The organism is Chryseobacterium sp. HNCC26DJ241, from assembly GCF_057180505.1.
In genome coordinates this window covers 102,216-123,195 of sequence record NZ_JBXUGL010000002.1, presented here as the reverse complement: position 1 = coordinate 123,195, position 20,980 = coordinate 102,216, and the positions used below count along the sequence as shown (strand labels likewise).

Sequence of the window (20,980 nt, the reverse complement as noted above, 5' to 3'; positions counted from 1 at the left end):
TATCAACTAAAATTTAATCTGCCTGAAATTTTTCTTTTGTTATAGAAAATGGCGGGGGAATTTCCCTCCAAAATAAGTGGGGGTAGGCTTGTTTTCAGGAGGGGTAAGTACTCGTAAAGGCTTTGAAAATTTTTTGGTATATAAAAAAATTAACAGAGAGATTTAGTAAGAACGCAATATAAATCAAAGTTTGAAGATTAACTTTTATATTTTACTACTTTCAAAAGATTAACTTTATAAAATAATTAAGAATTAAGAAAATGTTTAATAGGAGAAATATAGAAATCGCTAAAGAGAGAATTAAAAAAGCTAAGGAGCAAAAGAATTATTTCTTGGACCTAAGGGGGTTAAGATTATCAGAAATCCCTGATGATATTTCTGATATGAAATATTTGATAGAATTAGATTTAAGCTACAACTGTTTTAGTACACTTCCAAGAATGGTGGCTAAATTAAAAGACTTAAAGATTCTCAACCTCAATAATAATTATTTACAAGAAGTTGATTTTATTTTTGGGGAATACTATCTGCTAACATATCTTGATATTTCTAACAATTCATTATATGATATTCCAGATAGTCTAGAATACTTCAATGATGATATTACTATTGTATTTTATAATAATCCCTTCATTGAAAAACTACCACATCCATTAAAAAATAGTGGTTTTTTTAAAATTAAAAATTACTTTGATCTTATCAAAGGACAAGGAAAAAGAGACAAGCTTTATGAAACAAAACTAATATTTGTTGGAAAAGGAGAAGTTGGTAAAACCACTCTTATGAAAGTGCTTAAGGACAATAAAACAAAAGTTGTGATAGGAAAAGAAAAAACAACTCATGGAATCAATATTGATGAAATGCAATACGAGGTTTTTTTTCCAGCCAGAGCTCCTCATTACACACATTATTCAGAAGCAGAGGATCTTTATCAAAAAAAAATTCTATTAGATATAGATGATGAATTTGATGAAACCGATGATGAAACTGATTTGGATAATATTAATTATTCAGAATGTTTTGTAGATATTTCAGATAGATTAGAAGGAATGGATTATTCAGAAGCAATCTATTATCTTTCTAAAAAATCCTTCACAAAAGATTTTTTTATACTTAAGGAAGTTAAAGTAAACCTTTGGGATTTTGGAGGACAAGAAATCTATTATTCAACCCACCAGTTTTTCCTAACAAAAAGATCTGTTTATATTTTTGTTTGGGAACCTAGAAAAGATAATTCTGATATAGATTTTGAATATTGGCTCAACATTATAAAATTGTTAGGAAAAGATAGTCCTGTAATAGTTGTAATGAACAAATCTGATGTTAGATATGTGGGTGTAAATGAAACAGAATATAAAAAATTATTTCCAAATATTTATGGTTTTTTTCAAGTGTCATGTGTAACTAAGGATAATATTAATTTACTAAATAATGCAATTGCAGAATGCATAAAAGATCTACCTCATTTAGGAGATTCATTACCTTATCAATGGATTAAAATTAGGTCAAAACTAAATGACAACAAAAAGGATTATATAAGTTATACAGATTTTATTAATGTATGCAAAAATAATGACCTCTTAATAAATAAAAATCAACTAGAATTAATTAGTGATTATTTACATGATATTGGAGACATCATTCACTTTAAAACTGATTCTGTATTAAAGAGTTTAGTTATAATAAATCCTCAATGGGCTACTCAAGCTGTTTATTCATTAATTGATTGTATACCTATTCAAAAAAATAATGGGGTTTTTAATTATTCAGACTTAGAAACTTATCTTGACACGAGTAAATACCCTATAGAAACCCATTATCAACTACTTCAATTAATGGAAAATTTTGCAATATGCTTTAAAGTAGTTGGTGCCCAAAATCTTTATATAATTCCTGAACTTTTAAAAAGTGAAATTCCTAATAAGTCAGAACTTAAGGAGTTTGAAGAAAATGAATCACTTAAGTATAGAGTAAAATTTAATTTTATGCCTAAGGGATTAGTAAGTAGGCTTATATGTAAATTGTTTTATTTATTAAGTTCAAATAATTATTGGAAAGATGGAGTAATATTGAATTATGAATCATCAAAAGCATTAATAACAAGCAACTATATATTAAAAACACTCAATATAAAAGTTATTGGTCATCAAAAAAGGGATTTATTAACACTTATAAGAAATGAGATGTCAAGAATATATAATGATTTTAACATTAAAGAAAATAAAGATTTTTTTGAAGAAGTACCTTGTAATTGTGACTTGTGTATATCAGATTCTGAACCTTTTTATTTTAAATATGAGGTACTGCGTAAATTCATAGAAAAAGATAAAATCAAAACTGATTGTCATAAGTCTGCTATAACAATAGATATTAATAAAATATTAAACCTATATAGAAATACTAAGCCTGAAAAAAAATTAATCTATAAACTCCTTTCCGCTATTTCACAGTTGCAAGGAATTTCTAAAGCCATAAATTCTGATGAAGATTCGAGAAATTCATTTATATCAAATCAATTATCTAATAATGATGAAATTAAGGCTAAAGACCAATCAAAATGGGGAAAGTCTTCAAAAGGCTCTAAATCAGGAGAATTAGATATAAAATTTGAAAATGAGGAAGAGGGTTACACAATTTTTGAAGGTATGAATCTAAATTCTCTTAATAAACAAGAGATTAATTCTCATATAATTAAAGTAATTAATAAATATGATGTTAATGGGTTGCCAGAGAAGTATTTAGGAATCTATTATACAGGAAAAAATTTTAACAACTTTGGATCAAAGTATATAAACTACATACAAAATTTTAGAGAAAATGGTATTACATTTTCAAATATAATTGATGATACAGTACAATTAACCTCATATACAGAAATTAAGATATTTAAGTCTTTTTATTTTAAATCAGGCTCCAAGATATCATTAATACACATTCTTATAAATATGATTTAGTTTTAAAAGAGCCTGCTTCACTTTGAAGCAGGCTCAAACTAACTCAAAAACCAATGATAATTAGAATTACCATTGAGAGTTTTCTGAATTCCTTTGGTAAATTCAAAAGCATTCAAATTCCTATCTAGGAAAGTATCTATATATGAGGATTTATTAGCCTGTGTAAACAAATTATAAACATCCCAAAGATTGATCCTTCCATCTTCCATTCTGCTGAAACTCTTATCTTCATAATAATCTTTAACCATAGTGTTGATATGGCTATCATTAAAATTTAGAAAAGGAATTTGGGATTTTTCTAGTTTAGGCAAATGCTGATATAATCTGCTTTTTCCAATTAATTGTGCAAATTGATGTTCAGATAAATAATCCTGTGTCAATTCTTTCATTTCCATTAAATGCAGTTCTGCATTATAATTCTGCATGGTCTCTAAAACTTTAGAATATAATTCCTGTGGATTGGAAACTTTCAATTCTGCCAAAAATCCATCTGTAGAAACACATAAATTACAACAAACCTTATTTTGGAAGCCTATAAAAAATTTGAATTTTTCAAAGGTCTTCTTATTGTAGAGGTTTTCCAAGTTATAACTTCGTACTCCTCCAATGCTGAGAGATAGTTCATTTCCATTGATAGTATCTTTTATTGCAGGTAGCTTAATAATAAAAGCCATTCTTTCATAATAAATAGTCTTTTGATGCTCTAATAAATCTTTAGCATTGAGATAGATTGCATCAGGAATTCTACCTTTAATTTGGTGGGAAACTCTAATTTCTGGTGCAGTAATTTGTTGATGTGGAAATGATTTCTGAACTGCACTTGCCACAACATCAATAAACTCTTGATGGGCAATTGTTTTTTCATTGTCCTTACTGAAGACAGGAATAATGCAATCATTCCTTAAATGATGTAGTTCAACTTCTGTTGTATTAGCTATGATAAATGGACTAAGTTCACTACTCTTATTTGATTCTAGAACCAATGGAGGTGTAATTACAGATTCAGATTTTATATCATTATTATCCAAAGAAAAAGCCTGAACTATATTTTTAGTTTCAGGCTCATTTTCTACTAGTGGATTTAAATGTGTTTGTGGATTTTCCTCATTCATTTTACTTGGATAAAACACTTCTGCGTCTTCAAAATCCTCATTATCAGATAGAAAAATATCTCTGATAGGTTTCTTTGATACATTCCTTAATTCAAATTCCTGATTATTTTTCCCTATTATGTTAGTAGAATTTGGAATTTCAAACGCTTCTTCTAAAGTAGCAGGTTTAATGATGTTTTGAATGTCCATTTTGTGAATAATTATTAGAGTTAGTTAATTGTATGAGTAATGACTTTTTAGCTTCATAATCAGGTTTCAAATTTTCCTGATAGTCAGGATATTGCTTATATAAAGTCAATAGCTCTGCTATAGAGTTACACATTTGGATTTTTTCATATACTTCATGTTCACTAAGATTATTGAAGCTAGGAGCATTAGTGATATTATTTCCACTATTACACCAATCTAGTATCAATTTACCTGTTTCAGGTGTAATTACAAATTCAGGTTTATTCATAAATAAACCTGTTCTGTCTTTACTTGCTTTTGCAAGGTGGTTCTCATTTACTAACTCAAAGTTAATGGTAAGCTCATATTCAAACCCTTCACGAGTTATTTCTTTAGTTCCATGTTTCACTACTTGGGTTTTTCCATTACTGCCAACATCTAAAGAATAGTCTATTTTTCTTCTAGTGGTTGTAATGATATGACTGCTAGATTGGAGAATTTTGTTAATGAATGCTTGGTGTCTTGGGCTAACTTGAGACCAATCTTGGAACCTCCCACCTAATTTCTCGTGGATTTCTAAACATCCTCCTGTTCCATTCCATTCATGGGTTATAGAATCTAAAATTATAACTGAAATGTTGGATTTTTCACACAGTTCTATAGCCTGTATATATCTTTCAGGACTATAAGGTGCTTGTAAATCTAATACATTATAATTTCCTAGATTAGAATAGAGTGATGCAGAAGAATTTTCTGTATCTATTACCGCTATTTTACTCCAATCCAGTGTCATTCCATAGGCTAATAAAAGTGCTGATTTGGTCTTTCCAAATCCACTAGCTCCTGATAAGCCTAGTCTCAATTTGACTTGTTGTCTTTGTGATTGTTTTAGTTGCATAAATTTTAGAATTTAAAATGGTTAATAAAAATGTGAAAGGGAATTATTATGGATTCATATTAAAATGAAAAATCCCCATAGTAACCTATGAGGATTTTGAAAACTTCCAGTCTTGTATTTTGTATATATAGTAATAAATACGAGATTGGAAGTTTTATACTATTTCAAATTTATCTAAAGTTCCATCTTTTTGTTTTATGTAAAAATCACCATTATCATTTATAATCAATTCTGGAAAATTACTTTCATCAATAATAAAATCTTTATTTTCAATCAAGTTTAATATAGATTGGGCTTGTGGAATATTTTCTATTTGCAATACTTCATAAACATTAGCATTTAATTCAGAATTATTTATCCTTTTGGAACCACCTCTAAAAAAATCTGTTTTTAAATAATTGTAGAATGCCTTAATTTTCATTTCTTCTGTATAGTCACTCCTAATAAAGGTATTTTTAAAATCATAAATTTCTTTGCTAATTATTGGGTCATTGTTGATTAAAGCCTCAATCATATGATTAAATTTTTCTAACTCAGAATCTTCAATAAAGTTTTCAAAGGGCTCATTTGGAAGATACCTTATACCTCTTCCTGTTGAAGCAACATTATTAATCATCTTGTGTCTAAAGTGGTTTAGTGTTTTATATGCTTCTACTAGTGCTTTTTGATCTTCTGAAATATCATCAGCTTCTTCTGATATTCCTTCTGTTAAAGAGATACAATTTCTGAAGTATTCTCCTCTTGAAAAATTTACATCAATAATATCAGAGTTTTCATTAAAAAACCTTGATAAGAATACATTGTCTTCAATGTGTGTTGTCTTTTGAGCAAATGCTAGTAACTGTTGTTCAAAATATTTATTTTGATTGGGTTTTATTTCTGAATAATTTGAATCTGAGGTTTTATATAATACTTTATATTGAGAAAAAATATCATTTTTGATGAGAGAATAAAAGTACTGGTCACTCACCACATTTTTTATGCCATTGTAATATTCATAATCAAAATATTTCTTGAATATTTCTGTTAACTTCCACTGTATTTTACCTTCTTCAAAGTACAAAATAGGTTTCAGATTAATGCCTGCTAATCTACAATTAACAAATTGATTGGTTATAGCAGAATATAATATGAATGAGGATAAGTCTCCTCCAAAGAATTTATGTTTTTTTACGAAATAGGTTTCCCCAAAAGAAAGTTTGTATTTTTTATAGTCTGGAAATACTAAAGAAGGCATATTCTCACGAGTTTTAGTTCTAATATATTCTTCCTCTTCTCTAATGTTCTCTTTAATTTCTAAATCATAATATTCCTTAAGTAGATCATCTTGATTATTAAATGAATAATATTCAACAAGTTTATTATCAACGTGTTTATGGTTATGACAAAGACTATAAAATTCAATGAATTTTTCTTTTTTAGCCCCTGTAAAAGGTAAACTATCAAAATTAAATTTATCAGGAGGAGGTAGTATAATGTGTATTTCTCCTTTTATTCTTTGTCTCGCAAGAGCCTGTATAATTGAATTCACACCATCTGTAAAAATACCAAAACTATTCTTAAAATTTCCCTTTCTGCTAATAGGAGGCATAATAATAACAAATGCATGATTCTCTTTTTCAATACTTACTCCTGTTTTAAAATTAGTGCCAACATTACATTTATTTGGCTTAAACCTGTTTTTAGGAGGCTCAAAATAAGGTCTTGCGTTTTCCTCTAAATCAGAAGTACAATTATGAATTTCTCCAAATGCTTCTGTTAGGACTTTCCCTATTCCTGTGTCTGTATTTTTGCATATATTTTCTGCAAGTATTTTTGAAAAAGAAAGTATGTCAACTTCTTTACCTTGATCTACAAGATTCTGTATTATTTGAACAATGTCATCATTATCATAATTATAATAACTCGAGTTATTAAAATGTAGAAAGAGTTTAGACTGCTTATCAGGAAATGTTTTTCTTTCAGATTCTATGATTTGAATTTTATTATCTGTTAGTTCAGATAAATATTCTATTACAACTTTGGATGCTTCATTATATGTTGCACTTAGTAAAAAGTTTTTATGAATTACATCTCTCCATTTGTATAAATTGAAAATAAATCTTTCTTTAAAATTGTGTATGGCATCATGAATCTCGTCATATATAAAAACTGCTTTCTTACCATTTTCTCTACACTTTTGAGACAAATAGTTTATATAATTCCTTTTAGCATCAGAATTTATTAAAGAGTCTTCCCCTGGATTACCTAAAAGACAATTGGCAGTTACAATTTGAACTCTGCTATTCCAAGCATCCCTTGACAAGTCTTTACCTATTAATTCATACCTGTAGATATCATTTTCAGGGATTCCAATGCCAATTGATTTATTGTAATATTGTTCAACAAGGCTAACAAAGGGTGAAGCAATAAAGATTATATAATCAGTATTTTCATAATATTCTTTTACAATATCTAGAATAGCTGTAGTTTTACCTTGTCCAACAGCAGCGTTAATTACAACAGTGTTTTTTTCATCTAGTTGAATGTGACTCTTTAGAACTTCACTAATGTATCCATCATCATTAGGAGATATTATCACTTTGTCTTCAACTGTAAAATTAGGAAAATCATCGGGGTCTATTTGTTTGAAGTCAACTGAAAAGTCTTGAAAATGAATATTTGGTAGTTCCATATGCTGTATTAAATTTAACTGCCTTGTAAAAATAATACAAAGCAGTTAAATAGAAAAATTACTTCAGCTTATTATTGAGTTTCTCCATCAGTTCTCCTACTTTCTTCTTCACCACCTTAGCATAATGGTTTTGAGTAATCCCAATTTCAGAATGCCCTAAAAGTTCAGATACAATTTCCATTGGAATGTCATTGTAAAGTAGAATAGTTGATGCAAATGTCTTCCTAGCCAAGTGATGGGTTAGATTCTTTTTAATTCCTTTAATTTCAGCTATTTCTTTTAGATAGGCATTGAATCTCTGATTTGAAATTATTGGTAACATAGTTTCCAATTCTTCATATTTTTTCAATATTTCTTCTGCTTTAGATAGTAATGGAATTTCATATTTCTTGCTTGTTTTCTGCCTGTGAATATGAATCCATTTATTGCCATCAAATCCAATTCTAATATCAGATATTTTCAAATTTGCCATTTCAGTATAGGCTAAACCTGTATAACAACAGAAAATAAACATATCTGCTACTTGCTGTAATCTTTCAGAAGCAAAATGATGATTTTCTATTTCTTTGAGTTCCTCAATGGAAAGAAATACAACCTGCTTTTTAGGTTTCTTATTTTTGTGTAAAAGAAATGGGTCTTTGGCTAAATAATCCAAACCTACAGCTAATTTTACCATTTGTTTAAACCTTTGCAAAGTCTTATGAATTGTATTCTGTTGAAACTTCTTCTCTGCTTTTAGGTAAAATTCAAATTCTGTAATGAAAGCCATTGTCATATCTCTCAGAAGAAAATCTGATTTATTGAACTGATATTTTACAAAGGATTTTACATGAGTTTTAGTTTGATAGAATTTGGCTACAGATACAGCAGTTGTAGTTATTCCTATCAGTCTTTCTTGTTTAGCAATATGCAAGTTAAACATCTCCATAATAGATTTATCCTGCTTGATGTTTTCTCCTTTGTATTGTCTGTAAATATCATCTACATCAAAGTTCTTGTCTTGGACTTGTAGAAATAAAAAAGCCTGATTAACTTCTTGTTTAATCAGGCTTAGTTGAGTATTGATTTGGTTGTGGTCTGTATTGGGTGGAAATGCCTTTTGTTTAGGGGCATTCCAGTTATCAGGATTTATGAATATTCCTGTTGAGAACTCATATCTCTTGTGTTCATAGGTTATTCTACACCTTATAGAACATTTACCTAATGAATTTATTCTACTTCTTGCAATTAAGAATAGAATACTAATCTTATTAATGTTCATTGTATTTGATTTTAGAAAGGTTGATGAATAGGGAGTTTAGAATGCACACCTGAGAAAAATATTGCACACCTAAAAGCACACCCTAATCTTTAAATTTTTGGGAAATTAATAGTAATTTGAAATAATAATGAAGCTACAGAAAACCCTTAAAAAACCTTTTCTACAAAGAGATAAAGAAAATATAATAAAAAAACTCCTCAATTTCTTGAGGAGTTTGTGGGTCCTGAGGGATTCGAACCCCCGACCCTCTGGGTGTAAACCAGATGCTCTGAACCAACTGAGCTAAGAACCCTTGTTTTTGGTGTGGCAAATATACGGCAAATTTTTATTTCTGCAAACTTTTTTCTAAAAAATCTCCCACTACAAAGTTGCTTCCTCCAATAAAAATCATTTCGTTTTGTTTAACATTTTGTTTTGCAGAAAGATAGCCGGATTGCACATCTTGAAAAATTTTGTAATTAATTTTCCTTTTTTTCAAAAGATCTTCGTAGGTTTCAGGATTTCTACCTCTATTGATGGATGGTTTTACAAAATAGTAAGCTGCATCTTCAGGTAAAATTTGTAAAACTTCATCAATTTTTTTGTCATTCACAAATCCTAAAACAATATGCTTCTTCATCCGAATTTCATTTAATTGTTCAAAAACCATTTCCAATCCTGCCTGATTGTGTGCCGTATCACAAATCGTTAATGGATTTTTAGAAAATTCAAACCATCTTCCAATAAAACCTGTATTTTGATAAACATTCAACAGTCCGTTTTCAATTGCTAAATCAGATATTTTGATTTCTTGACGTTTTAATTCATTAATAATCCCTTGAACAACCCTTATATTTTTTCGCTGATAATTTCCTTTTAAATCCGAATCGAAATGAGTTTCAATTTTTGTAACGTCTATAAAAAGGGCGTTTTCTTTTTGTGCTTTATCCGAAATTATTTTTTTTACCTTTTCATTTTCATCTCCAGAAATAATTGGTGTATTGGGCTTTATAATTCCCGCTTTTTCTATTGCAATTTCTTCAATCGTATTTCCTAAAATATTCATGTGATCCAAATCCACATTCGTAATTGCAGAAACCAAAGGATGAATGATGTTGGTAGAATCCAATCTTCCTCCCAAACCGACTTCAATAATGGCGAAATCCACTTTTTGCCGATAAAAATATTCAAACGCCATGATGGTTGTAAACTCAAAAAAAGAGGGCTGAATATTTTCAGGAAGCTGTTTTAATTTTTTAATAAAATCATAAACAAATTCTTTATCACAATTTTTTCCATTTACCTTTATTCTTTCTGTGAAATCTATTAAATGTGGAGAATTATAAAGTCCTACTTTATATCCCGCTTCCTGCAAAACCGAAGCAAGCATGTTGGACGTAGAACCTTTCCCGTTTGTCCCTCCAATATGAATGGTTTTGATTTTATCTTGTGGATTTCCAAAAAAATCACAAAGAGCCGTAATATTCTGAAGTCCAGGTTTATAGGCTTTTTTGCCATCAATCTGGTAATTCGGAGCTTGAGAAAACAGCCATTCAACGGCTTCTTGATATTGCTGCTGTGTCATGCTGCAAAATTGTCAAAAAAATAGGAATTAAAGAATTTTTAGAACGTAATTTTATAACTTCCAGTAGAGCTTACTCCGGCTTTTTCTGCTTTTACATATTTTTTCACCCAAGCTGTTGTAGTGCTTACAACGCATGGATCGGAAATTCCTCCGGAACGTTTTGCAGAAATTACATTTCCTGCTTTGTCCACGGTGTAAGAAATGGTAATGGAACCGGAAGCGCTACAATTATGAGGCGGTTGTGCACCACCTCTTCCCATAGTTCCGGGAATAAAAGCGATCAATTTTCGGTCTATACCTATTTTGCTATCTCCGTTTCCGTCACCTCCAAGTGGATCTCCCGCATTTCCTGTAGTTCCTCCATTTCCTTGAGTTCCGGGTTTTGTACCTCTTCCTTTTATCAGATTTCCAATCGCTGCATTTCCTTTTCCGTCCCCATTTCCTGATGTGGAGTTGGAAGACTTAGCATTTGCTGTACTGCTTTTGCTTGTATTTTTTGCAGCACTTGCCTTTTTTGAGGTTACATTTTTGGAAGAATGATCTGTTTTTTCAATTTTTTTAACTGAATTTTTAGAATCTGTTCCCGTTAAAATTTTGTCTTTTGAAGATTCTTTTTTTACAGAAGTTTCCGGTTGAATTGTTGCTTCTTTTGGTTGGGCAGCAGGTTCAGGATTTGGAATTTCTGCTTTTTCAGCAAGAGAACCTTCCTGATTAGCAGGTTCTTCTTGTCCATTTCCGTTTCGGTTGTCTCCAAAATTAATGAGCATGGCAGAAACCACTTCTTTCTGCTTCGGAATGGTATTTTGAAACTTATATAAGAAGACAAATAAAAGCAAAAGAGACCAAATGATTGCAGTAATAATACCGCTTTTTATTCGGTCGCTTTGTTCTTCTTTTTTATTGACACTATAAAAGTTCATTTTCGATTTTACTCTTCTTGTGTTGTTGCAATTGCAATATTGTATTTATGTTTTTCGGCAATTTCCATCACGAATACCACATCTTTGTGCAGGCAATTTTTATCTGCCCGAATTGTGAATGACGGGTTTTGCCTTTTTTGTAATCTGTTTACGATTACGCTTTCCAGCAATTCTTTTTTTATAGATTTATCATCTACAAAATAAGAGCCATCTTCTTTTATACTTACCGAAAGTTCGTTAGGAACATTAGGATTTTCCACTTCGCCTTTCGGAAGTTTTACATCAATTGCACTGATATTGGAAGCAGCAGAAGTCACCATAAAGAATATCAACAAAAGCAGAATAACATCCACCATTGCTGCCAGACTGAATTCCGGATTGGCTTTATTTCTTCTTTTTAGATTCATGCTTATGGTTTATTGATGATATCTAAGAAATCTACCGAAAGATTCTGAACTTTCAGTATAAACTTATCAATTCTCGTAAGCAAAAGATTGTAGAAAAAATTGGAAGGAATTGCAACAGCCAAACCTGTTGCGGTCTGTCCAAGTGCTGTATAAATTCCTTCAGAAAGTGTTTTCGGGGAAAAAGAACCTTCCATATTCGCCATATTGAAAAACGCCATAATAATCCCGATTACCGTTCCCAAAAGTCCCAACATTGGAGCTATACTTGGAATTGAAGCGAGAAGATTCAGGTTTTTTTCTAATTTGGAAACTTCTATTTGCCCTTGACTTTCCATCGCGCTTACAATATCAGAAACCGGTCTTCCAATCCTTGTAATTCCTTTTTCCAAAATTCTGGCTTCGGGTGTGTTTTGTCTTTCACAATAATCTATTGCACTTTGTAATTTTCCGTCCTTCAGTAAATCATTGATATTGTTCATCATGTTCAAATCATTGATTTTCAATTGTCTATTAATATAGAACAACCGTTCCAGAAAAATATATAAAGAGAAAATCCCAAGACAGAGTACCGTAATCATTACGATATTCGCAAAAATATTTCCGTGGAACATGATTTTCCAGAAAGAAAACTCCTGAACAGTAACTTCAGGAACGGGAGTCTGTGCTTGTATGAACAAAAGATTTGATATTTCCAAAAATGCCATTAATAGTATATTTATTATGGTTTATAACGAAAAATATAGTTGAATATTGTTATGCTCTTTTTTACAACAACTTGTATTATTAAAATTTAGCCTGAAAAACGTTTAGTCTTCCTCCACATTAATATCATCCTGTTTGAAATTGCATTTCAATTTAAAGGTAATTGGTTCTTCAGAGCCGGTGTAGAAATCATCAATACTTCCCTTCCAGAAAAGCTGAAGTTCGCCGTTTTCATCTTTATCAAATTCCAATTCATTGTTATAAATGTAGGCTTCTTCATCATCAAACAGATCCACCTCTGTAAAGGTTTCGTCTTCAGAATCGTTGATTTGGAATATCTTTCCTTCTATATCGGAAGAATCAATCGGGAAATCAAAAATATCTAAGGAAAGTTGCGGAAAATTATACTGTAAAGAATCGTCATCCACATGATCCAAACCATCATCTGTGATGATCTCTATTTCCAGAAAATGTTGCTTGTTGCTATAGACAGCTTTACAATAAGTGCTTTTAATATTGTATTTTAAAGTTTCGTCGGGGTGATAAATTTTTAAAATCCCTTTCATTTGAGTTAAAGAAAATTATAAATAATTGATTTTAAACTTATTTCAACAAAGATAAAAAATAGATTGATTTTTCCAAGATATTTTAAAATTATTTTCAAGGCAAAAATGTGATTTTCAGATAGCATAAAATTAGTAATTTAGTCTTTCTAAAAATTTGAAATGAAAAACGTTTTCTTGGGAAGTTTTATTGCTCTTGGTATTGCATTTTCTTCCTTTTCATGTAAAAAACAAGACTCTTCAATGAGTGAAGCTACATCTACAAATCTGGATTCTATTGCTTCAAAATACTATGAAGATTATCTGAAACTTCATCCTCTTGAAGCCACTGCACAAGGTGATAATCGCTACAACGATCTGCTTCCTGTAAATATTGATAAAAAATTTATTTCCAGTGAGATCATTTTTTATAAAAATGTAAACGATCAACTAAAAAAAATAGAGTATAAAGAACTTTCTGATGATAAAAAAGTAGTGTATGACGTTTTGGATTACATACTGAAAGATAAAATTGAAAACTATGCCTATCATCCGGAATACATCCCCTTTACACAGTTTGGAGGGCTTCCTTTGGATTTTCCTGTAATGGGAAGCGGAAAAGGGATTCAGCCGTTCAATACGGAGAAAGACTATGATAATTGGCTGAAAAGAATGGAAAAATTCCCAACCTGGATGATTCAGGCTGAAGAAAATTTCAAAACGGGAATCTCTACAGGAACTGTTCTTCCTAAAAAATTGGTGATAAAGATGATTCCTCAAATGAAAGCGGAGGAAATTATTACTCCAAAATTTGAAAAAAATATTTTCTATGAACCAATTCTGAACTTTCCAAAAAATTTCTCGGCTGCACAAAAAGAAAAATATACCAAACTGTTTCGGGGGTCCATTGCTAAGAATATAATTCCCGCATATACAAAAATGGGGGATTTCCTTGAAAAAGAATATTTGCCAAAATCCAGAAATACAGACGGATACAACGCTCTACCTAATGGAAGCGAAATTTATGATTATTATGTAAAAAGCTGGACAACCACTAAAAAAACTCCGGAAGAAATCAATAAAATCGGATTGGAGCAAGTAGCAATGTTGAGAGCAGAAATGGCAAAAGTGCAACAACAAGTAGGCTTTAAAGGAACTTTGGAAGAATTCATAAAGCATGAAACCAATGATCCTAATGCTATGCCTTATAAAACATCGAAAGAAGTTTTAGATGCTTTCAACGGTGTTCTTTCCAAAATTACTCCCAAACTGAAAACCATGTTTTCCGTAACACCAAAAACGCCTTTTGAAATTAGACAAACCGAGAAATTTCGGGAGGCTTCAGCCAGCGCAGAATATATACCCGGAACTCCTGATGGAAAAAGACCCGGAATTTTCTATGTTCCTCTTCCCGATCCTAAAAAATTCAATGTAACTTCCGGAATGGAATCTCTGTTTTTACATGAAGCAATTCCGGGACATCATTATCAAATTTCTTTACAGCAGGAAAATATGGCTCTTCCAAAATTTATGAGATTCGGATGGTTCGGAGCTTATGGAGAAGGTTGGGCTCATTATTGTGAAACCCTCGGTCCTGAATTTGGCTTATATACAGATCCTTATCAAAAAATGGGATATCTTAGTGATCAGATGTTGAGAGCTGTTCGTCTGGTTGTAGACACGGGAATCCACAGTGGGAAAATGTCGCGTGAACAAGCTATTCATTATTTTTTAAGCAATATTGCTTACGATGAAGCTGCTGCAACCGCAGAAGTAGAACGTTATATGGCTGTTCCGGGACAAGCATTGGGCTACAAAATCGGTTCTTTGAAAATCCGTGAACTTCGTGATAAATATCAAAAACAATTAGGTACTAAATTTAATCTTGCACAATTCCATGATGAAATTCTGAATCAGGGATGTTTACCTTTAGATGTCCTAGAAAGAAAGATGGAGCTTTGGGCAGAAAATTTTAAATAAACAAAAAAAATCACCAAATGTTTGGTGATTTTTTTTAAATTATTTTTCCATCTTTCCTTTTTTGGAATCCGTTTTCAAATGTGGATATTTTTGTTTCATATCTTCTAATAGTGTTGCTGACTCATTTTCATACTAAACCATTTTTTAAAAAAATTCTCTTATAAAATTTTAATACGTCAAGTTCTGTCGCTACCTCACTATATCTTCGCTTTATTAAACTTCAATTCATTCTGCAGAAGAATTGTGTATTTATTGTAAAATTTTTTTTAAAAATCAATTATGAGCAATTTATTAATTACTGACCCAAATACTGGCGAACAGTGCAAATATGTATCAACTACAACATGGTATGACAATACAACCCTTATGAATAGCGACCCAGATCCTGATAAATATGTTGATGGTGTTGTATATATTCGACAAAATAATATATATTACAAAAGGGTCTTGAATGACTACATCACCGTGAAAATGTTTGGTGCGGTTGGTGACGGAACAACTCCTGACTCTGATGCCATTCAAAAAGCAATCGATTTTTGTGAAAGCACCTTTCAAAAAACCTTATTTTTTCCTCCTGGTGATTATTATCTTGATAAGCCGCTGAAAATTTTTAAAGGAGGGTTAAAACTACTTGGTTCTGGTGCCTTGTTGAGAGAAGAAAGTGTTGCCGCAAATTCTCCTTCTTCTTCCTATGGCTGCTCTTTAATTGTTCCCAAAAACAAGACAGCTATCATTTATGGGAATAAGATTGTTAATTCAGTTATAATTTCTTCAGTTTCGGATCCCATTCATATAGAATCTATTCAATTTTTGGCAAAAGAAGGAAGAACAATAGGAACAACATATGCGATAGACTTTCAATCCGAATATATAGGACCAACCTGGCCTTTCATTATTAGGGATTGTCATTTTAACGGGTTTAACAAAGCTATTAATTTCCATAGCAATAATCCATATAATGTCGCTTTTATCCAAATTACATCCTGTGCTTTTTGGCATAATGATGAGTGTGTATATTTTGATTACGCAGTTGTAGACAATAACAATCATAATAATGACAGACGTAATAACTCTTGGGGATTTGTTTTTGAAAACAACAAATGCCATCAAAATTTCCGGGTGATTTATGGGAGTTTTGCAAAAGATTTGGTGAAAATAGTGAGCAATAATTTTGAAGGAACAATCAATCATTCTACTTCAAATAGCTATAATGTTCCGGATCATTATGCTGTAGACATAGAAATAAGTAACTGTACAGTACAATTTTTTGGTAATCATTTCGAAGGAATGAAGAGTCATGCTGTATACATTTCTTCTCTCCTTAAAAAAAGTAATGGAGAATATATAGATATTAATGTTAATCCTCCTACCACTGCTTATTCTAATCAGAATAAAGTTGAAATTTCTGGTAATAATATGGATGATATGATTAATACTCCTAATTACAGAACATTTGATTTATCCGGAGTGCAGGTTATTAACAAAGACAATTTTAAACTTTTTGTACATGCCTGTGAAATTATAGAAAACCTTTGTCCTTCTCCTAATATTTTTTTAAATCCTTATGCAAAAGATCATGGAACAGCCATTAAATTCTATAAATTTGATAGTGGCTCATATCTTTTTAACAATACTTTAGAGAATTATAATGCTGTAAAATCAGTTACCAGTTCAAAGTCTTTGCTGATAGATGGAGAACAATTTGAAAGTATAGGAAGTATAGGACAAGATTCCGCGACTTCTGAAACATTTTCTAGTGATTATAATCTAGCCTTTAAAAACAACCCAAAATATCTTGGTGCTGCTTTTAAAGTAAAAGAAAGAATGGGGATTGCAATTGTTGATTTTTTCTTTAATCTTCAACAATCTTTTATCAATACACCAAATACGAGTATAATTAAAAATGTTTTAAGTACACTTTACCAAACGAATGGCGAATCGATCATTGTTGCTATACTACCAAATAAAAATGGCATGCTTTTCCCAAATAATAATTCTTCTTCCAATAAACTTTCAGCTGGATTTACTGTATATAATAATGCAGATAACAACCTAAGAAATCTTAATGTTTTAGTAGCATCAGATGTTACATATTTTACAATGGATGAAGATAATCCTAAAATTTTACCTTATTATATGAAAACAAATATGGTGAATAAAGTGGGAACATTTGAAAAAGGACAAACGTTTGTAGATACTTCAGGAAAATTTAATATAGTAACAGATAGTGGAACTATTGGTGATAATAGTAGTGACCCAAGTCAGAGTGGAGTTCTAGCATCTGGAACTGCTGGTAAAAATTATCTTGATTCCACGTCTAATTATGACTCAAGAAAATTAAGAGTTGGACAATATGTTAAGATCAATTCTGATACAAATGGTTCTGGTAATTATACAACTTATAAAATTGTTGGTTGCGCATATGGAAACAAATTTTATCTGGATAAACCTTTAACAAATAGTTTTATAGGTTATCCAATCTTATTTAAAACACCCGTCATCAATATTTTATAAAACCCCAAAAAAAAATCACCAAATGTTTGGTGATTTTTTTTAAATTATTTTTCCATCTTTCCTTTTTTGGAATCCGTTTTCAAATGTGGATATTTTTGTTTCATATCTTCTAATAGTGTTGCATCAAGATCCTGAGCTTTATTTAGCATTTCTTTTGCTGCTGCATCTTCTTTCAAATTAAAATAGCAGTTGCTCAATTGATAAAAAAGTTCGGCTCTTTTATGCTTTTTGATTGCAGCCTTTAAAACAATTACTGCATCTTTATATTCGCCTAAAAGCATTAAAACTTCAGTGTAAGCATACCAATTGTAAAAGCGACTTGGCTCGGAGTCTACCAATTTTTTCAAACATTTAATACTTTCTTCAAAATTTCCGGCATCTATATATAGAAAAGCAAGTCTTTTCTGATAATCTAAATTGCTTTCATTAAGAGCTGTTGCTTCTTTTGCAAAATGAAGAGCTTCTTTCATTCCGCCCATTTCCTCATAAATATAGGATTGCTCCATCATAGCAAGATAAAATTGCGGATCTTCACGAAGAGACTTCTGAAAAGCACTCATTGCATTAATAGGTTGTTTCAACGCTTTATAGCAAAGTCCTATTCTATAGAAAGTAAAGGCTTTGGTATATTCCTGTTCCAGCATTTCTTCATATACTTCAACTGCCTTTTTCCAGTCTTTCATTGCTTCATAACAGGACGCTTTGTTGGAATATACACTTACAGCACTTGAATTGATTGCTAATAAATAATCAAATCCTTTTATGGCTTCTTCATAATTTTTTCGGTTAAAATAGAATTGTCCATATTCAAACCAAGCTGTTTCAGAAAAAGGAAATTTATCCAGATATGAATTAAGAAAATCTATCGCTTCCTTGTTTTTCTTTAATCTACTATAGCAAGACATTACATTTTCTAAAGCATAATCATCGTTCTGATCAAAACTCAACGCTTTTTTATAATGTTCAAGTGCAGAGAAAGGATCTTCCAAATTCACGAATTCGTCAGCAATAAAATTATGCAAGAAGTTTTCTTCCTCATGAAGTTCCAGCGCTTTTTTGCAATACTCAATCGCTTTTTTGGAGTTTCCCAAATTAGAATAATATTTAGCACAACATACTAAAAAGTCTGTATCTTCCATAGAAGATATCTTCAATTCGTCTATAATTCTTTTTGCTTCTACATAGTTTTCCAATTCCAAAAGAACTTCCAATTTTTTAGTCTTCACTTCCAAAGAATTTGGATGAAGTTTCAAGGCATATTGCACAGCCTGTTCGGCAAAGGTGATATCACCAATTTCCAGATAATAAATAATAATTTCTTCTAATTCGTCTGTATCAAAATAGAATTCTTCATTATTTTCAAGCATTTCTTCGAACTTTCTGGCAAGTTCGTTTTCAAAAAATTCTTCCAATTTTTTTTTCAGTTGTTATTCCAATGTCCGAAATTAGCTTGCAAACTTTGGAAAACTATTTTAATTCTACAAATCTGTTGATTAAAAAACTCTGCAAAATTAATGCAAAGTTTTAATTTTTTTTCAACATAAAGATATTAAAAAAATCATTCAATTATCATATTGCGCAAAATATTTTTCAAAAAAAATATGAAAACCACCTCTATTTACCATCAATAATAAGAAACTGATAAAAACCGTTCCTGATTTTTTAGATTAAACTTTTAATTTTTTCTATCATTTCATCTCCCACTTTATCTGCTTCCTCCTGTGATTTTGCTTCAGTATAGATTCTGATAATTGGTTCTGTGTTTGATTTTCTAAGATGTACCCAATTTCCCGGAAAATCTATCTTTACGCCATCAACTGTCGAAACCTCCTCATTTTTATATTCATCTTGAATTTTTTCCAAAAGTGCATCTACGTCAATCTCTGGAGTCAGCTCAATTTTCTTTTTGCCCATGAAATAAGCAGGATATGTTTTTCTGAGCTCAGAAACCGTTTTTCCTTCTTTTGCTAAATGAGTTAAAAATAGTGCAACTCCCACCAAAGAATCTCTTCCGTAATGCAGATCAGGATAGATAATTCCACCATTTCCTTCACCTCCGATTACTGCATTTTTTCCTTTCATCAAAGTAACTACATTCACTTCTCCAACTGCACTTGCAAAATATTCAGATTCTAAATTTTTAGCAACATCTCTCAAAGCACGGCTAGAAGAAAGATTGGAAATAGCCGATCCTTTTTTGTGTCTCAACAAGTAATCTGCAACTGCAACCAAAGTATATTCTTCTCCGAACATTTCTCCGTTTTCGTCAATCAGTGCCAATCGGTCTACATCAGGATCTACTACAATCCCTAAATCTGCTCCTTCTTTTTTTACCAATTCACAAATATCCGTTAAATGTTCTTTCAAAGGTTCCGGATTGTGGGGAAAATGTCCGTTTGGTTCACAATATAGCTTCACTACTTCACAACCCAATTTTTCCAAAAGTGGTGGAATGGATATTCCACCTGTAGAATTAACAGCATCCAAAACCACTTTGTATTTCTTGCTTTTCACGGCTTCTGCATCCACCATTGGTAGATTCAAAATTTTCTGAATATGAATATCAAAAGCATCTTCTCTGGTTTCGTAACTTCCAAGATCATCTACTTCTGCATAGTTAAAATCTTCATTTTCTGCTAATTTCAGAACTTCCGCTCCATTTTCTCCATTGATGAATTCGCCTTTTTCGTTTAACAATTTTAGAGCGTTCCATTGTTTCGGATTATGAGAAGCTGTTAAAATAATTCCACCATCGGCTTTCAGCTCTGGAACCATCACTTCCACAGTTGGCGTTGTAGAAAGTCCCAAGTCGATAACATTGATTCCCAATCCTTGCAATGTAGCTGTAACTAATGATGAAACCATTTGTCCTGAAATTCTGGCATCTCTTCCGATAACCAGTGTAAGATCTTTCCTGTTTTTATTATTTTGAAGCCATGTTCCGAATGCAGAAGCGAATTTTACCACATCAAGTGGTGTAAGATTATCGTTTACTTTTCCGCCTATTGTTCCACGGATTCCGGAGATTGATTTTATTAGTGACATATTAAATTTAAAATTTTTACGAAATTAAGGAAATGTCTGAACTTTTAATTTTTTTCTCAGAAAATTATTGCTTTATGAACATCCACAATCCTTATCACAATGTGTTCTTTTGCTGCTGAATTTTTTTGGAACAAAATTCTTTTTAATCAACTTAAAAATTGAGTAACAAGCAAACCCAAAAATAATTGCCAGAATGATATATTGTATGGTTAAAGAATTCATCGTAAATACTTTAATAT

General features: G+C 31.0%; 14 protein-coding genes and 1 tRNA gene. 3 read left to right on the top strand and 12 right to left on the bottom strand.

Features of this window, described 5'->3' with window-relative positions:
• The first annotated feature begins 260 nt into the window (after positions 1–260).
• Positions 261–2,954, top strand: coding sequence for a COR domain-containing protein (locus AC2A1C_RS03085; protein WP_484023362.1), 2,694 nt, complete (start codon positions 261–263; stop codon positions 2,952–2,954).
• A gap of 38 nt (positions 2,955–2,992) precedes the next feature.
• On the opposite strand, the gene AC2A1C_RS03080 is transcribed toward AC2A1C_RS03085, so the two are convergent.
• From AC2A1C_RS03080 to AC2A1C_RS03035, 10 genes are all read right to left on the bottom strand, one after another.
• Positions 2,993–4,255: a DUF3871 family protein gene (locus AC2A1C_RS03080; RefSeq protein WP_484023360.1), complete on the bottom strand. Its 1,263-nt coding sequence runs from the start codon at positions 4,253–4,255 to the stop codon at positions 2,993–2,995.
• Positions 4,233–5,132, bottom strand: a complete 900-nt coding sequence (locus AC2A1C_RS03075) for an AAA family ATPase (RefSeq protein ID WP_484023358.1) — start codon at positions 5,130–5,132, stop codon at positions 4,233–4,235. The genes AC2A1C_RS03080 and AC2A1C_RS03075 overlap by 23 nt, the downstream gene beginning before the upstream one ends.
• 154 nt (positions 5,133–5,286) lie before the next feature.
• Positions 5,287–7,806 carry a DEAD/DEAH box helicase family protein gene (locus AC2A1C_RS03070; protein ID WP_484023356.1) on the bottom strand — a complete coding sequence of 840 codons (2,520 nt, stop codon included), beginning with the start codon at positions 7,804–7,806 and terminating at the stop codon, positions 5,287–5,289.
• 58 nt (positions 7,807–7,864) lie between these two features.
• Positions 7,865–9,067, bottom strand: a complete 1,203-nt coding sequence (locus AC2A1C_RS03065) for a site-specific integrase (RefSeq protein ID WP_484023354.1) — start codon at positions 9,065–9,067, stop codon at positions 7,865–7,867.
• A gap of 217 nt (positions 9,068–9,284) precedes the next feature.
• Positions 9,285–9,359 (bottom strand) — tRNA-Val (locus tag AC2A1C_RS03060).
• Positions 9,360–9,392: 33 nt separating this feature from the next.
• Positions 9,393–10,631 carry a bifunctional folylpolyglutamate synthase/dihydrofolate synthase gene (locus tag AC2A1C_RS03055; protein ID WP_484023352.1) on the bottom strand — a complete coding sequence of 413 codons (1,239 nt, stop codon included), beginning with the start codon at positions 10,629–10,631 and terminating at the stop codon, positions 9,393–9,395.
• 38 nt (positions 10,632–10,669) lie between these two features.
• Entirely contained in the window at positions 10,670–11,551 is an 882-nt protein-coding gene (locus AC2A1C_RS03050) for a ferric siderophore ABC transporter substrate-binding protein (RefSeq protein WP_484023350.1), read from the bottom strand.
• A gap of 8 nt (positions 11,552–11,559) precedes the next feature.
• Entirely contained in the window at positions 11,560–11,958 is a 399-nt protein-coding gene (locus AC2A1C_RS03045; RefSeq protein ID WP_484023348.1) for an ExbD/TolR family protein, read from the bottom strand.
• Between the two features lie 2 nt (positions 11,959–11,960).
• On the bottom strand, positions 11,961–12,662 hold the full coding sequence (locus AC2A1C_RS03040; RefSeq protein WP_484023346.1) for a MotA/TolQ/ExbB proton channel family protein: 702 nt from the start codon (positions 12,660–12,662) through the stop codon (positions 11,961–11,963).
• Positions 12,663–12,764: 102 nt separating this feature from the next.
• On the bottom strand, positions 12,765–13,226 hold the full coding sequence (locus AC2A1C_RS03035) for a hypothetical protein (protein ID WP_484023344.1): 462 nt from the start codon (positions 13,224–13,226) through the stop codon (positions 12,765–12,767).
• Positions 13,227–13,385: 159 nt separating this feature from the next.
• Here AC2A1C_RS03035 and AC2A1C_RS03030 point away from each other — a divergent pair, with 159 nt between their 5' ends.
• Positions 13,386–15,182: a DUF885 domain-containing protein gene (locus AC2A1C_RS03030; protein WP_484023342.1), complete on the top strand. Its 1,797-nt coding sequence runs from the start codon at positions 13,386–13,388 to the stop codon at positions 15,180–15,182.
• 279 nt (positions 15,183–15,461) lie between these two features.
• The gene (locus tag AC2A1C_RS03025) at positions 15,462–17,696 is read left to right on the top strand and encodes a glycosyl hydrolase family 28-related protein (protein ID WP_484023340.1); all 2,235 of its coding nucleotides are present in this window, start codon (positions 15,462–15,464) and stop codon (positions 17,694–17,696) included.
• 44 nt (positions 17,697–17,740) lie between these two features.
• On the opposite strand, the gene AC2A1C_RS03020 is transcribed toward AC2A1C_RS03025, so the two are convergent.
• The gene (locus AC2A1C_RS03020) at positions 17,741–19,108 is read right to left on the bottom strand and encodes a tetratricopeptide repeat protein (protein WP_484023338.1); all 1,368 of its coding nucleotides are present in this window, start codon (positions 19,106–19,108) and stop codon (positions 17,741–17,743) included.
• A 250-nt stretch (positions 19,109–19,358) separates the two neighbouring features.
• Positions 19,359–20,741 carry a phosphoglucosamine mutase gene (gene glmM, locus AC2A1C_RS03015; protein ID WP_484023336.1) on the bottom strand — a complete coding sequence of 461 codons (1,383 nt, stop codon included), beginning with the start codon at positions 20,739–20,741 and terminating at the stop codon, positions 19,359–19,361.
• Between the last annotated feature and the right edge of the window lie 239 nt (positions 20,742–20,980).